The following is a 15,198-nucleotide window of genomic DNA, read 5'->3' on the forward strand; positions in this document are numbered from 1 at the left end:
AATTATGAAAACTGCAAGAAAAAAAATCTTACATGCCATTAGGCAGGGCCAGGTTGGTGGCGGTGAAACGCATGTTTTAGATTTGGTAAATAACTTGGATAAGGGCAAATATGAATCTGTAATTTTATCATTTACAGAAGGACCAATGGTTGAACAGCTTAAGTTGGACGGCTTTAAAACCTATGTTGTAAGCACTCAAAAACCCTTCAATATTAGTGTTTGGAAAGTGGTTAGGCAAATTATAGCAACTGAGCAAATCGATTTAATTCATGCTCATGGCACCAGAGCCAATTCAAATACTTTTTACAGTGCAAAATCACTTAAAATTCCATTAATTTACACGGTTCATGGTTGGTCTTTCCATCCAGACCAAAGTAAAGTGGTGAAATTTATCAGAAGCATGAGTGAAAGGTTTCTTGTTGCTGTGGCCAATAAAACAATTTGTGTTTCAAAAAGTAATCTTGTAGAAGGAAAAAATAAATTTCCAATGTCAAATGCAACTGTAATCGCAAATGGAATAAATCGTTTCAAATTTAACCCAGGTAAAGAATTTAAAAATATACGAGCGGAATTTGGCATTGATGAGCGATCGATTTTGGTAGGATATATTGCCCGGATTACCAATCAGAAGTCTCCATTGGTGTTCCTTAAGGCGATAGCCATGCTTTCAGAAAAGGAAAATGTTCACTTTTTAATTGTTGGTGATGGGGATTTAAAGTTACAAATGCTTGCATTTTCAAAAGAATTGAGACTTGATAAGTACATCACTTTCGTAGACTTTAGAAGCGATATACCTGACATTTTAAATGCGATTGATATTTTCTGTTTACCATCATTATGGGAAGGTTTGCCAATTGCTTTATTAGAAGCAATGTCTATGCGAAAAGCAATACTAGCATCAAATATTGATGGCATTACAGATTTGATACAAGATGGTGTAAATGGTTTGCTGGTTCCACCTGCTGATGTAGAAAGTCTCTCAAAAGCTCTTCAAAGACTAATTCTGGATAAACAATTAGTCAAAAATTTAGGTATTGAAGCAGAAAAAACAGTTCAAGAAAAATTTAATATTTCCACGATGACTAAAAGTATTGAGGCTGTTTATCAAGAATTTATTTAAAGGTTAACTTTTTTTTACGTGTTTAAAGTTAAAATATTTTATAAATCTATCGTAAGTAGATTTATATATTCCGCCATCAACAATTATTCTTCTGTCTCCTGTCCATACTATACTTTCGCTTTTGGTAACCCAATGTAATTTGCCAAAGCCAGCTTTACGTAATTTCATGGCTAGCCAACCGTCTTCATTCGTTCCAGGAGGATGAACAAATCCATCTACCTTTAAACACTGCTCTCTGCGGCATGCTGAATTAAAACCATAAACATTTAGAGCTTCTTCTTTAAATAATCTGTTTATATGTCTGTTAAAATCAGATAAATATTCATAAAAAAAGTATAAAATTCTTGGCGTTTCTTCGGGAATAAAAGAAAATCTGCCGTAGGTTAACGCAATTTTATTATTGTTGTTTAGCGGATCTATCATGTTATCTATCCACGATTCTGGATATATTGTATCCGCATCTGCATTCATAATGTACTTTCCTCTAGCTATTGCAAGGCCGGAATTTCTTGCAATCGTAATGCCTTGTCTCAATTCATTTACACATATTACGCCACAGGCATTTATTAATTCTTCTGTTTTATCTTTGGAGTTATTGTTAACGACTATAACTTCTAAAGAATATTTTGTATTGGTCTTCGATAAAGAAAACAATGTTTTCAATATATTTTCCTCTTCATTGTAAGCAGGAATTATAATTGAAATATCAGGTTCAGTACTGAAAAGTTTTTTAAAATTTTCAGTAATTGATGTTATTTCAGATTTTAGAAAACTTGAACTTTTGTTGTATTTTTCGACACTAAGCGGAATGGAAATAGGTCTCATTAAAATAATTATTGGAGATAATTGATAAATATAAATCAAAAAGTTTAAAAGGTGAGTAAAAAAAAATAATACATCAAAATATCCAAAATTTGTTCGATTAATATTTATCTTTACTTTTTGTAATTATCCCGCTCATTTTGAATAGACGAACATCCATAAGAAGTATTCTCGCTTTAAGTGCTTTAGGTATTTCTTCATTTTCTGCCTACAAGTGGTTCGACCTACATCAAAAGATTAGTTTAAGTCAGATCACTGATTTCAAAGTGCTTATAGCTGAACTTGCAGAAACCATTATTCCACAAACAGACACACCAGGAGCCAAAAGTGCCGGTGTTCAAAACTACATAATTAATGTTTTGCATAATTGCACTTCTAAAGTAGAGCAAAACAAATTTTTGAATGGTCTGGAAAATGTTCAAAATTATACTCAAAGTAGATTTAATAAATCTTTTGAGCGTTGTACTTCCTTACAACGTGTAGAAATATTGAAACATTTTGAAGAGAATGATACTTATCGCTACCAAATTTTAAATAAGATAAACAATAAACTTGTCGGTCGTCCTTTTTTTACACTATTAAAGCAACTTACAGTTGAGGGCTATTGCAGCTCTGAACTTGGTGCATCTCAAGGTTTATCTTACGATTATGTACCTGGAAGTTTCATTCCATGTACACCGCTAAACCCAAATCAAAAATCGTGGGCAACGAAATAAATATGGATACAACTGTTAAAACAGAACAAGTTTATGATGCCATTGTAATAGGTTCTGGTATAAGTGGTGGTTGGGCGGCTATGGAATTGTGCAAGAAAGGGTTAAAAACATTATTACTCGAGCGTGGAAGAGACGTAAAACATATTGTGGATTATCCTACAGCAAACCTTAAGCCCTGGGATTTTAAAAATGGTTTACATAATACGCTTCAGGATATTGAAAACGACCCAGTTCATAGCAATGTGTACAGCCCGGCCGATAAACATTTTTTCGTAAGTGATAAAATTCATCCATATATTCAAGAAAAGCCATTTAATTGGTTAAGAGGATATCAGGTTGGTGGTAAATCATTAACTTGGGGAAGGCAGTGCTACCGTTTGAGTGATTTAGATTTTGAGGCAAATAAAAAAGATGGGGTTGGGGTAGATTGGCCAATTAGATATAAAGATTTAGAAAAATGGTACGATTATGTTGAGCATTTTATTGGCGTGAGTGGACAATCAGAAAATTTACCACAATTACCTGATGGAAAATTTCTACCGCCAATGGAACTAAATTGTGTAGAAAGCCATTTAAAAACCTCAATAAAAAATAAAGAAAACAGAATATTAACGATAGCCAGGGTTGCGAATCTATCGCGTGGTTGGGATGATAGAGGGCCTTGCCAAAACCGTAATTTGTGCAATAGAGGGTGTCCTTTTGGAGGTTATTTCAGTAGCAATAGTTCAACTATTCCAGCTGCAGAAAAAACAGGCAATTTAACACTCCGTCCATTTTCTATTGTCGCCGAAATTCTATACAACGAGGAAACTCAAAAGGCCACGGGTGTAAAAGTAATTGATGCAAATACGAATGAAACTTTAATTTATAAATCTAAAATTATATTTGTTAATGCTTCAACTATTGCTACAACCTCCATATTGTTAAATTCAAAGTCGAAAAGATTTCCAACAGGATTTGGTAACGATAGCGGCCAGCTTGGACGCAATTTAATGGATCATCATTCATCTGCTGGTGCTTATGGTGTTTTTAGTGGTTTTAAAGACAAATATTATAAAGGTAGAAGGCCTTGTGGTTTTCTAATACCTAGGTATCGGAATATAAAAGATAATGAAGGATTGGATTTTAAAAGAGGCTATAATATTCAAGGTGATGGCGAACGTAAGGAATGGGAAGACAGACAAGGTGAAGCAGGTTTTGGAGTCGATTTTAAATCTAAATTAACAACACCTGGTTCGTGGACAATCTGGATGGCAGGTTGGGGTGAATGTTTACCTTATTTTGAAAATAAGATTTCTTTAGATGATACAAAGAAAGATAGATGGGGGTTGCCTTTAGTAAAAATAGATTTTTCATTTAATGAGAATGAAAAAAATATGATGAAGGATATCCAGGAAACTTGCGCTAATATGTTGAAAGACGCAGGTTTTTCTGATGTTAGCATGTTCAATTACAATAAACCTGGCGGTTCTACCATTCATGAAATGGGAACAGCTCGTATGGGAACCGATCCTGCTACATCTGTTCTTAATTCTAACAATCAAATCCATGCGGCAAAAAATGTATTTGTAACAGATGGAAGTTGTATGACATCCTCTGCATGTCAAAATCCATCGTTAACATATATGGCGCTTACGGCCAGAGCTGTTGATTTTGCAGCAAACGAAATAACTAATGGTAATTTATAATAATAATGCAACAGCGCTAGATAAATGATAAAACTTATAAAAAAGGCGTTTGCAATTTTTAAAAACATGCATTTTCAATCTCTGCTAGCCAATGGGATGATGGCGGTTTTTGGAATGATTACCTTATCTATTTTATATAGAAACCTAACTGTAGTTGATATTGGTATTTATATATTCTTTTTAGCTATTGTTGGTTTGATAGATAATTTACGGGCAGGATTTTTAACCATAACAATTGTTAAGTTTTTTTCTGGTACTACCGAAGAGCGAGGAAATGAAGTTGCTGGTTCCGCCTGGCTGTTAGCAATGGTAATTTCGGTTATATTTTTAATTATTAATATACCAACCTATTTTATTTCAAGCTATGTGACCGATCAGGGTTTGGCATTATTCTTAAAATATTTTTCCATCATATCCCTTATTACGCTTCCATGCTTTATGGCCGATTGTATCGTTCAGGCAAGTAAGCGATTTGATAGATTGTTGTGGTTAAGGATATTTAATCAAGGCTCTTATACATTAATTATATTTACTTTAGCCTATTTAGGCAAACTAAATTTAATGACTGTAATGTACACTTTTATAGGTTCTAATTTATTTGCCAGTTGCATAGTTTTAGTATTAAGATGGACTATGATTTCTTCAGTTTTTAAAGCAAGGCTTAATACTGCATGGGAACTGTTCCATTTTGGAAAATACAGTATGGGTACCAACATCAGCTCTAATTTATTTGGGGTAACAAATACTTTTGTTATCAACTTTTTAATAGGTCCTGCTGCATTAGCCATGTATAATTTAGGTGGGAAACTATTACAAATAGTAGAAATACCATTATTAAGTTTTGTTACCAGTGGTATGCCATTGTTATCTACCCATTATAACAAGGGAGAAAAAACTGAAATGATTTATACGTTAAAGAAACTAATCGGTATGTTAACTATTGTATTAATACCTGTAGTAATTATAGCTTTAATTTTTGCTCAGCCTATTATTCATTTGTTAGGAGGTAAAGGTTATGTTGCCAATGAGGCTCCTAACCTTTTTAGAATATTTATGGTTATTGCATTATTGTATCCTGCCGATCGGTTTTTTGCAATTGGAGTAGATATCATCCACCAGCCAAAAATCAATTTCTATAAAATTATTATAATGTCATTAGTAAATCTTGCGGCTGTTTTTGCATTCGTTGGTATTTATCACTCTGTTTATTCCATAGCTTTTGCATCTATAACACCAATAGTTGTTGCAATTTATATGACGTATAAACCATTAAATAAATATTCAAAATTTAGCTTTTTAAGCATTTACCAGGTTGGATTTAAAGAGTTAATTCTTCTTATAAAACAGTTAAATAATACTTTCTTTAAGAGTTCACATAAAATAGTCAATGAAAAAAAATAATATTTCTGTTGTGTTGGCTTGCGATAACAACTATGTTGTTTTATTAGCAGCGTTGTTGAAATCAATAGAGATTAATCATATTGATAATGCAATTGTCGATGTCTATATCGTTGATGACAAAATTTCTAGGGTAAACAAATCTAAGTTACAACACTCATTAAGTTTAGATAAGATGAACTTAATATGGCTAAAAATGACGGAGATAATTCCTAAAGACATTAATCTTCCGATTGTTAATAATGCATATCCGATTAATACATATATCAGATTATTAATTCCTTATATTGTTCCCAAAAATGTAGAAAAAGCTATATTTATGGATGTTGATATGATTATGTTGGATGATATAATTAACTTGTGGAATATTGATACTGGAAATTATGTTATTGGAGCGGCAAGCGATACCATAGGCCCTATAACTAAAACAATTGGAAACGGAATTGAAAACTACAAAGAGTTGGGATTAAACCCGGATGAAAAGTACTTTAATGCTGGTTTGCAAATCATTAATGTTAAAAAATGGCTCGAGCAAGACATCACCAGAAAAACAATTAATGCTATTAATCAGAATAAAAAATATGCATCATTAGGCGATCAGTACGGTCTGAATATTGCGTTAATTCGCAACTGGTTTGAAATTGATAGATTATGGAATTGTTTTTCTGTAAATGAAGATCCTAAACCTAAACTCATTCATTATTTTCATAGAAAGCCTATTTATAAAACTTATGCTTATAACTATAGAGATGATTTTTATCATTATCTAAATCAAACGAAATGGGTAAATTTTAAACCAATTGGTGCCTCAAGCAGATATTTAAAAAAGATAAATAACATCATTCAAAAATTGAAGTTTAAATTTTTGAAATAATAATCAGATAATTTTATATAACTCTTATAGTGTGAAAGTAAATAATAATATATCGATAATTTGTGCTAGTGATAACCACTATGCAATATTAATTGTTGCATTGCTTAAATCAATTGATTTAAATCACAAAACTGACGAACACATTGATTTTCATATCATTGATGATGGAATTGCAAAGTCATTCAGAAAAAAACTAGAATCAATTGTAGATCCATCGAGGATAACCATTAAATGGTTTAAAAGCAAAGAAATCGTCCCGACTCATATCACGATTCCTGTTGATAGCTCGGCTTTTCCGTTAACAGCGTATATGAGGGTTTTTTCTCCTTATGTTGTCGAAGAACATGTAGAAAAATTAATTTATTTAGATGTAGATACCATTGTTCAAGATGATATTTCAAAATTATGGAATCTATCTTTAGGAGAATATACAGTTGCTGCAGCACAAGATGTTGGTAAAACAGTTGATTGCAAATGGGGTGGAATTGCAAATTATGCTGAATTAGGACTTACAGCTGATACAAAATATTTTAACTCAGGTGTTCTGGTTGTTAATCCTAAAAAATGGAAGGCAGAAGGTATTTCTGAGAAAGTGATTGATGCCTTAAGAATTCATAAAAAATATGTTCAATTGGCAGATCAATATGGTTTAAATGTAGTTTTGGCAAATAAATGGTTACAGCTCGATCCAAAATGGAACTGGTTTGCCTTTAATGAAAATGAAAATCCATCGTTGGTCCATTTTCTTGATATTAAACCAATATTTAAAACATATAACTCGAAAGAAGTTTACAAAGATGAATTTTACAGATATTTGTCGTTAACCCCTTGGGAAAATTTTAAACCAATAAGCGGAAATCAAAGGCATATCAGGAAGATTTTTAATAAGATAAAAAAGGCTTTCATAAAATTATAGAAGAAGAATTCTTCTTCTATAATTTCAAGCTATCGGAAGGTAAAATTTCATTGTTGGCTAGCTTATTAAATATTTCACTCTTGCTTTGGCTCTTTTGAGATATCATATTTAGCAATAGAATTCCCATCACAAAGAAGCCGATACATATTAGTGCTGTCGTAAATAAACTTACAGTCATAGTACTGGCCCAACCTAAAATAGCTTCATCTGTAAAAAATTTCTTGTATAATACAATACCGATAAAACCAAAAAAGGAAACGATTATCAGCATAAAAATTCTTAAAAAAACCATTAATAGTTCTTCTGCATATTCTACAAAAGATTTAAATGCATGGTGAACCAAGCTGGTTAAATTCATTTTTGATTTGCCATCAATTCTTTTCAATCTATTGTAAACAATACTAGTTGATGAAACTTTTTGTTTAGAAAGATGAGCAGCAAAATGTATAAACCCGGTATAGCATGAGGTTTTCAAAACCTTCTTTTTAATCATGCAGAAATTTCCAAAATTTAATATTTTTCCGGTTATAATTTTAAATATAAATCTGTAAATATAGTATGAAGCTTGGAAAGAAAAGCTTTCTTTTCTTCTACCTCTTGCCACATTAACGATATCGAAATCTTTAAACTTAACCAAATCAGCAATGGCTTCGGGGTCATCCTCACCATCAGAATCCATTATGATAAATTTATCAGATGCTATGCTATTAGAATATAGCAGGCCTTGATAAATTGCTGCTTGGTGACCAACATTAAAATTCAATTCTAAAATTGTTAATGTTGCATTTATTGTTGAGAATTTAAATTGCTTTAGCAAAGAAAGGGTATGGTCTGAAGAGCAGTCATCTACTACAACAACCTCAAAGTTTTGAGGGAGCTTTTCTATCACGCTTTCAACATTCTGCAGAAATGAAATTACGGTAGTATTTTCATTAAAGCAAGGGGTAATAATTACTACTTTCTCTTCCATGTGCTTTTATTGTTCTTATAAACTAAATACCCATCGCTATTTAATACTAATATGTAATCTGATTTTTTGATTTTATTAAAATCCTTAACAATTTCATATTTAGAATTCGGATTAGAATCGATTATGTATTCTATATCTCCATCTTTTAATAGCTTTTCAAATTCATTATATCCAACAACTTCAAGCTTGCTGGTAGAATATTCGAGTATATCTCGCTGTGGTACAAGACAATTTTTGAAATAAATGTTATTTAAAAATTGTCTGGATGGAGCATAAGTATCAGTTCCTAAATTTGAATAAATGTATTTGCCACTATTTTTTTGCAAGCCTGAGCTTATGAGTTTAGCTATTATGGCAGTACTGTTTTTTTGTGAAATTAATTTTGGGTCTTCTTTAAAATTTGCGATTGATTTAAAAGTATTAAAACCAAATATTAAGATTATGAATAAGCAAAAAATTGAAGTTAATGAGTACTTATTAATGAAAAATTTTAATCCTTTTACCGATGCCTTAATTTCAAAACTTTGATTAAGTGCTACAATTAATGCCAAATTCATAAACACCACATAGTATTGAGTTGTTGCCCCCATTTTAAGTGCTGTTACTGAAGCAAAAATTAGCGTTCCTAATGCGCTTATCGCTAAAAGCTTGCTAATGGCTACTCCTTTGAATAGTAAGTTTCTACTAAGCAAAAGATATAGAAAGTACAAAATTAAAGGCCATCCAGTTAAGATAAATATGCTTCTTGTAAGTATGTATTTTACGAAGTTTGTAACATCAATTCCATTTTTTACTCCCCCAATAATGTTCTCAAAAAATGATGGATATACTAAATGAGTAATATAAAAGAGAATTCCATAAAATAGAACAGTAGAAACAATCAGTTTTAGCAAAGTTGCCCAATCTTTAATTAGGAATGCAAAACCCACAAATATTATAATAAATTGTATTCCACTTTGTTTTGAAAATACGGCAATAGCTGTTAGTAAAACAGTTATCAGTAGGGTTGCAATATCTTTTTTCTCCGATTTATAATATACTATCATTGCATAAATGGAAGCAATTCCTGCTAAATCATGTAAAGAATCTGGCCTTACAGCAAAATTATGTGCGAAATTTAAAGCGAATGAAGCAACAAAAAGTATTACGGTTTTATTACCAGATATTCTAAAATAATCTTTGCCAATTCTATAGATAAGGTAGGAACTTGCTAAGTTGAATATCAAGTTCCAAAATCTACCAATGTGGTATAAAGCATAAATATTATCTTCTGTAAAACCTAAGGATTTGGAGGTGAAGGCATTTATAAGGTAATATATAGGTGTATATTGTGTAATGGAGAAAGGAGCATTTAATGGTGATGTATATAAATTGCCATTGTAAAGAAGTTGCTGAATGCTGTAGATCACATTCTGTTCCATACCTGCAATATCTGCTATATTTAAGAAAATCACCATTATCCTCAAGGTAATAAGTACTAATAATAGTACTATCAAGAAGTATGGCAAAAAGAGCCTCCACTTATTTAAAATTATCATTATTGTTGGTATGATTGTAGTAATCAAGTTATAAGCCTTGATATTATGCTTTATAAGATATGAATAGGGCTTATGTAGTTTGCGAAAAGTTAGAATTGGTATATGAAATATAATAAACGCTATTTAGATGCAGCATTAACTTTAAAAAAAATAGTTTGTACAGACTTTTATAGTCTATAAAGATAAAATTCATCTGAAGAGTGTTGTATAATAGGGAATTATCTTGCTAAGATATAAAACATTTCATTTGGTTTTGGAATTTTATTAAAAATCGCTTTATTATCAAGTTTTTTAAAATAACTTATTTTACTTACAAAAAAAGGCTCGTAAATTTTATTTTACGAACCTTTAAATTTTTTATCAGGTATTATTATATTCCTGGCGAACCTATTCCAACAAATAGTGAGGTAAATTTATTAATGTCTGCCACGGCACTTGATTGTTGAGCGAAATATTTGTTATTTGAAATATTTGTTTTAGCAGCATTTCCATTATAATTTATCATATCTGTTATAGTGCCCTGTACTTTATACAATTCAAATCCTAAATTGTTATAGTAATCTAAAGTGCCTCCAAAATTATATAAATCTAATATTTGACCTTCCCAATCTTCTGATGTGTTCATTTTACCAACTGTATTATTGTACACTTTAGCGTTAACAAAAGTTGTTTTTCCAACAATGATATTTCTAGCAAATTGTTGAATTTCAAAACCTCCATATTTCCTTGTATTATAGCAAATGTTGTTATATATTTCTACTGTTGCTGGAGAATTGCCCCTTGAGTATATCCACATTCTTATCGCATTGCCTTGATAATTTGTTAATTTATTATCATGAAAAATGCCATTACCCTGCATGTAGAAAACACCGTTATGATTATTGGTTGATTGATTGATGTTATTTACGATGTTGTTATGGATGTTATAATCTTGTACATTGGTAAATGCACAAACGCTCCCAGCATTTGTATTTTGGAATATATTATTTGCAATTTCAACGTCTTTAAAAAGTCCTGTATCTTCATTCTCATTTAGATTGCCTCCAAAAGAGATTTGACCAGTATTATCAAAAAGACAATTTAAAATTTTAAAATTTTCAACTCTACTATTCGAAGTCCCATTGTAAGCTAAATTACTCCCGTTTGTTTTCTCTCCTGCAATGCAATAATCATTTACATTTTTGAAACTCATGTTCTTCAGCGTAACACCATTCATAAGCCCATTCAACTTTATTGCTCTTAAAGCAATATTTTCGAAAGCAAATCCATATGTTAAACTGCTAATTGCGTCTCCAGATATTGTTACGTAACTAACGTTGTCCGTTTCCATACCTTCAGATATATTTACCTGTCCGTTGTTAACAATTTTTACTGGATTTGAAGATGAAGCTATAATATTTTTAATGTAGATGCCTTTGTAGGTGCCTCCTTTTACTTTTATAAGTTTAATTGATGATAGGTCTAAAGATTTTCCATCGATTGTTAAATAACCGGAGCCTGTACCAACCTCGTAGGATGGAATTATAGCCACTGGTGTTGTTGGTATTGGACTAGTTATAGGAAGTATAACAGATGTTTCAGATTTAATCTCTTCAGGTGTTGTATTTTTTTTGCAAGCAGCAAATAGAATAACAATTAGAGCGATGAAAAGAGGCATTTTTGGGGTGATTTTCATTAAAATTTGTTAAAGATAAATTAATAATTGTTTGTTGCTTCTAAAACGGGGGATAATTTGATTATTGTGTATTAATTTGCTTGCTAAAATTTTATATAGATTATACTTTTACTCATTAGGGTTGTTAAAAGGTACTAGAGCTGATTTATCATTAAAATTAAGTATTAAATAAAATTAAAAGTAATTCGAAATTATTACATTTTAATTACAATTAAATTTATTCATTTGCATTTTATAATTGCCTGATAATGTGTTGTTTATTTAATATTGCTTGGTTTGTGTTTGTTTTTGTATTAAGAAAAATACAAAACATTTTATTTCTGTTGTGTTTGTTGTTTTACATTATTCATATCGCAATATATGATAATTTTTAAAAAATTATCATGCCATGAAAATTAACTTTTTATTATCTTCTTGCTTTATCTAAATAGTCGTCAATGTATTAAAATCAACACTCTAATAACTATTCATTATTTCAAAAATGGTTTTCAAAGCAAATAACTTATCCCACTTATTTACTTTTTGGTTTAACCATCCTCAATTCCCTTATAAAATAAGTGTTAATTTTAATAGTTATATATTTGCATTACAAAAATTAAGGTTACCATCTCTACTTAAAAACCTTTTTTAATTGCCGAAAATCATCTATGTTTAAAAATTTTGTGCTATTATCTTATGGAAGTGACTTGGAGTATAGGAGAGCAATCTTTTGTATTTACAGCTTTCTTAGTTGGAAGCCAGATTTGAATAACATGAGGTTTGTTATTTACACGGATAATCCTGAGACATTTAAAACGCATCTTCCATCATTAAATATTGAATATGTATTACTTACAGAAGATTTAGAATGGCAATTTTTAAAGGGAACCACATTCAACCATTTAAAAAAGGTTGGTGTTATTGATTTAACCTTTAAAAAATATCCCAATGAACATCTATTTTTTGTCGATACAGATACGTTTTTTATAAAGAATCCATCAAAAATTTTAAACTTATTTGTTAAAGGGAAAAGCTTTTTACACAAACGCGAATACAGATTAGGTGATGCGATATCGGAATTCGCAGTATTTAATCAAGCACATTTCCCTTTATCTTTTATGAAATTTATTTCGGGAAGAGTTTTAAAAATGAATAATGAAACTGTAAAATTTGATGAAAATGATTACAGCTGGAATACCGGCGTATTAGCATTAAATAGTGATTTTTCATCTTATATGGAGGATGTTACGGACTTAACTTATCAATTTTACCAGAATTCGAAATGGTTTGTTAGTGAGCAGCTCGCATTCTCCTTAGTGCTTCAAAAGGTTACCGAAATAAGACCTGCCAATGATGTTGTTTTTCACTATTGGGGACAAAGGCAAAAGCTATTTATGGATAATTATTTAGATGAGGTATTTACTAGCAATAATTTTAATAACCTAGAGTCTGGCAGTACAGATTTGGCTTTGAAGCAGTTAGAGAAAATGCTATCTAACGATATTATTCTTGAACAAATAAATATTGCGTTGCAAAAAAAAGATTATCCTTATTTCTTAAAACAAAGTTTGAAGATAATTCTAAAAAACCCATTAAATACCAGTATTTATAAGCAGATTTACAAAGAGCTGATTTAGGTAATTTGTTGGTTAGCAGGCAATAGGATGTATGAAAATGGATTGGCTATTGGGCTTTTATAAGGATCGAAAATTCCTAAATATTTAACCGTTTTTTCTACATTCATCTGGTTTAAGAAAAAATCAGTTGATAAAAGATAATACCGCAAAAGATCATTTACGTTGTTGGAACTGTTCGAGTCACTCCTTCCATAATACAAAACTTTCCATTTTACATTCGCCATTACATTATTAGATCCATTCTTAAAATAATCGTTGATGTAATTATTTAGTCCTTCTTTATCTAGTTTTAAATATGATAATTCTTTCTCGATTAGCTTAGCTGCGTATTTTTTTATGCCTGGCGAAACAAAATAGAGTGATGGTGGAATTGCAACCATACCAACCAATACACCTGATAATAATAAAAAGCTTCTTCTTTCCATAACTAAAACATTTTATCAGCTGCAAATAAAGATAGGGCAGATAGCGTTAAGCTAGGATTAGCAGCACTATATGTAGTGAAAGCCCCTGCACCTAAAACAAACACATTTCTATATTTGTGGTGCACTAAATATTTATCTACCACACCCGTTTCTGCATTTGCTGACATTCTTGTTCCGCCAATAATATGACCTTCGTTTGGAAATGGGTCCAGATACTTTAAGCGTTCAACCGGCAAGCAAGATAAAATTTTAGGTAATTCTATCTTGGCGTTTTTGAATGCTTTCTCTGCATAATCAGAACGACCATCATAATGCACTTCAGGTTTCAATTTATTTGCAGATGTTGTGATGTAATTTTTATCATCTGGTAAATCTTCAAAAACCAATCTAAAACTCGCAATGTTAAGCCACTTATTTTCTTCAAACCTAATAAAAGGAGCATTATTAACTTCAATTAAGCAGGCTGCATAATCTTTTCTGTGTTGCCCATCATAAAGCATATACCCATTTGCATTTACCCAGGTACTGCCACCTGCATTACTCAAATTATCTAAATATATCAGTACCTGAATGCCCAATTGCTCACCAAAACCTTTACCGGTGAATTGATTTTTATCTCCAGAATTTAGTAAAATGTTCGTGTTGAAAAATGGATTTGCACCAAGTGCGATAACTTCTCCTTCAGCGGTATATTCTTTTTCATCTTTCATGTAGCAAACTTTTCTAGCTACATCATTTACCATTTCTAATTTATAAACCTGGGCTCCATAAACAATTTCTACTTGCGGGTTTTGGTAAACCATCATACCAGAGTTTTCAATGCTAAACTTTGCATCAACAGGGCAAGTGCCGCAAGTGCTTGATGCCATGCATGCATTTCTATTTGCAGTTGCCCGGCTCGCCCTTGCAGTGGGTTGGCTTATGTATTTATTGCCATATTTTTTATTTAAAATTTCATCTACTTTGCTAAATCTGTGCGGTGGAAGGGGATATTTTCCATTCTTCGGAAATGGTGTATCATCTGGACCCGAAATTTGCATAATTTCTTCAGCTTCATCATAATAAGGTTCGATATCGTCGTAAGAAATTGGCCAATCTTGAGCAACCCCAAAAAGCGAATTCATTTTGAAATCAGACGGCATAAAACGTGGCGTACAACCCCACCAGCAATTTGAGCTGCCACCATATCCGGTTGTAAAATGCCAATCTTTTTTCGGATTAAAATTTTCTACAAGCGAATCCCACTTTTGTTCGTATTTAATATCGGGTAAACTTTCTCCTCTTCTCACTTTAAGCTTTTCTACATGGCTGTAAAAATAGCCTCGCTCCAAAACCAAAACTTTTTTATTTCCTTTATTTTTGGCTAGATATTTTTGTAAAAAGAATGATGAAGCAAAACCAGTCCCAACAACAATTAAATCGTATTTATCGTTTTTCATC

Annotated in this window: 13 protein-coding genes; 7 read left to right on the forward strand and 6 right to left on the reverse strand. The window is 31.3% G+C overall.

The features are described from left to right. The first annotated feature begins 4 nt into the window (after positions 1-4). Positions 5-1,120 (forward strand): glycosyltransferase family 4 protein, encoded by a 1,116-nt coding sequence (locus IEV50_RS09475; RefSeq protein WP_188413447.1) that lies wholly within the window; start codon positions 5-7, stop codon positions 1,118-1,120. Between the two features lie 3 nt (positions 1,121-1,123). Here the strand turns inward: IEV50_RS09475 and IEV50_RS09480 are convergent, their stop codons facing one another. After that, positions 1,124-1,945 carry a glycosyltransferase family 2 protein gene (locus tag IEV50_RS09480; RefSeq protein WP_188413449.1) on the reverse strand — a complete coding sequence of 274 codons (822 nt, stop codon included), beginning with the start codon at positions 1,943-1,945 and terminating at the stop codon, positions 1,124-1,126. Positions 1,946-2,082: 137 nt separating this feature from the next. Here IEV50_RS09480 and IEV50_RS09485 point away from each other — a divergent pair, with 137 nt between their 5' ends. From IEV50_RS09485 to IEV50_RS09505, 5 genes are read left to right on the forward strand one after another with little or no spacing between them, the layout of a single operon-like run. Further along, positions 2,083-2,658 carry a gluconate 2-dehydrogenase subunit 3 family protein gene (locus IEV50_RS09485; RefSeq protein ID WP_188413451.1) on the forward strand — a complete coding sequence of 192 codons (576 nt, stop codon included), beginning with the start codon at positions 2,083-2,085 and terminating at the stop codon, positions 2,656-2,658. A gap of 2 nt (positions 2,659-2,660) precedes the next feature. Next, the gene (locus tag IEV50_RS09490) at positions 2,661-4,346 is read left to right on the forward strand and encodes a GMC oxidoreductase (RefSeq protein WP_188413695.1); all 1,686 of its coding nucleotides are present in this window, start codon (positions 2,661-2,663) and stop codon (positions 4,344-4,346) included. Positions 4,347-4,370: 24 nt separating this feature from the next. Next, complete coding sequence (locus IEV50_RS09495) at positions 4,371-5,747, forward strand: lipopolysaccharide biosynthesis protein (RefSeq protein ID WP_188413453.1); 1,377 nt, start codon at positions 4,371-4,373, stop codon at positions 5,745-5,747. Then, positions 5,734-6,618, forward strand: coding sequence for a glycosyltransferase family 8 protein (locus tag IEV50_RS09500; RefSeq protein WP_188413455.1), 885 nt, complete (start codon positions 5,734-5,736; stop codon positions 6,616-6,618). The genes IEV50_RS09495 and IEV50_RS09500 overlap by 14 nt, the downstream gene beginning before the upstream one ends. Before the next feature lie 31 nt (positions 6,619-6,649). Continuing rightward, a complete protein-coding gene (locus tag IEV50_RS09505) occupies positions 6,650-7,534 on the forward strand; it encodes a glycosyltransferase family 8 protein (protein ID WP_188413457.1) in 885 nt (294 codons plus the stop codon). 16 nt (positions 7,535-7,550) lie between these two features. Here IEV50_RS09505 and IEV50_RS09510 read toward each other — a convergent pair whose 3' ends face one another. The 3 genes from IEV50_RS09510 to IEV50_RS09520 all read right to left on the reverse strand — a co-directional run bounded on the left by IEV50_RS09510 (position 7,551) and on the right by IEV50_RS09520 (position 11,717). Beyond that, a complete protein-coding gene (locus IEV50_RS09510) occupies positions 7,551-8,504 on the reverse strand; it encodes a glycosyltransferase (protein ID WP_188413459.1) in 954 nt (317 codons plus the stop codon). After that, complete coding sequence (locus tag IEV50_RS09515; RefSeq protein ID WP_188413461.1) at positions 8,489-9,961, reverse strand: ArnT family glycosyltransferase; 1,473 nt, start codon at positions 9,959-9,961, stop codon at positions 8,489-8,491. Before IEV50_RS09515 ends, IEV50_RS09510 begins: the two co-directional genes overlap by 16 nt. 451 nt (positions 9,962-10,412) lie before the next feature. After that, positions 10,413-11,717, reverse strand: a complete 1,305-nt coding sequence (locus tag IEV50_RS09520; protein WP_188413462.1) for a hypothetical protein — start codon at positions 11,715-11,717, stop codon at positions 10,413-10,415. A 647-nt stretch (positions 11,718-12,364) separates the two neighbouring features. Between IEV50_RS09520 and IEV50_RS09525 the strand changes: the two genes are divergently transcribed. Then, on the forward strand, positions 12,365-13,333 hold the full coding sequence (locus tag IEV50_RS09525; RefSeq protein WP_188413464.1) for a hypothetical protein: 969 nt from the start codon (positions 12,365-12,367) through the stop codon (positions 13,331-13,333). Here the strand turns inward: IEV50_RS09525 and IEV50_RS09530 are convergent. Then, a complete protein-coding gene (locus tag IEV50_RS09530) occupies positions 13,330-13,758 on the reverse strand; it encodes a hypothetical protein (RefSeq protein ID WP_188413467.1) in 429 nt (142 codons plus the stop codon). The two genes, IEV50_RS09525 and IEV50_RS09530, sit on opposite strands and share 4 nt — an antisense overlap. Positions 13,759-13,760: 2 nt before the next feature. After that, complete coding sequence (locus tag IEV50_RS09535) at positions 13,761-15,197, reverse strand: GMC oxidoreductase (protein ID WP_188413469.1); 1,437 nt, start codon at positions 15,195-15,197, stop codon at positions 13,761-13,763. Position 15,198: the final 1 nt, after the last annotated feature.

The organism is Pedobacter mendelii (assembly GCF_014635725.1).
Classification (GTDB): domain Bacteria; phylum Bacteroidota; class Bacteroidia; order Sphingobacteriales; family Sphingobacteriaceae; genus Pedobacter; species Pedobacter mendelii.

Excerpts from the sequence above, each read along its gene's own strand:
- IEV50_RS09500 (WP_188413455.1), top strand. The coding sequence starts at position 5,734 with ATGAAAAAAAATAATATTTCTGTTGTGTTGGCTTGCGATAACAACTAT.
- IEV50_RS09510 (WP_188413459.1), bottom strand. The coding sequence starts at position 8,504 with ATGGAAGAGAAAGTAGTAATTATTACCCCTTGCTTTAATGAAAATACT.
- IEV50_RS09535 (WP_188413469.1), bottom strand. The coding sequence starts at position 15,197 with ATGAAAAACGATAAATACGATTTAATTGTTGTTGGGACTGGTTTTGCT.
- IEV50_RS09525 (WP_188413464.1), top strand. The coding sequence starts at position 12,365 with ATGTTTAAAAATTTTGTGCTATTATCTTATGGAAGTGACTTGGAGTAT.
- IEV50_RS09475 (WP_188413447.1), top strand. The coding sequence starts at position 5 with ATGAAAACTGCAAGAAAAAAAATCTTACATGCCATTAGGCAGGGCCAG.
- IEV50_RS09480 (WP_188413449.1), bottom strand. The coding sequence starts at position 1,945 with ATGAGACCTATTTCCATTCCGCTTAGTGTCGAAAAATACAACAAAAGT.
- IEV50_RS09495 (WP_188413453.1), top strand. The coding sequence starts at position 4,371 with ATGATAAAACTTATAAAAAAGGCGTTTGCAATTTTTAAAAACATGCAT.
- IEV50_RS09515 (WP_188413461.1), bottom strand. The coding sequence starts at position 9,961 with ATGGTGATTTTCTTAAATATAGCAGATATTGCAGGTATGGAACAGAAT.
- IEV50_RS09520 (WP_188413462.1), bottom strand. The coding sequence starts at position 11,717 with ATGAAAATCACCCCAAAAATGCCTCTTTTCATCGCTCTAATTGTTATT.
- IEV50_RS09490 (WP_188413695.1), top strand. The coding sequence starts at position 2,661 with ATGGATACAACTGTTAAAACAGAACAAGTTTATGATGCCATTGTAATA.
- IEV50_RS09530 (WP_188413467.1), bottom strand. The coding sequence starts at position 13,758 with ATGGAAAGAAGAAGCTTTTTATTATTATCAGGTGTATTGGTTGGTATG.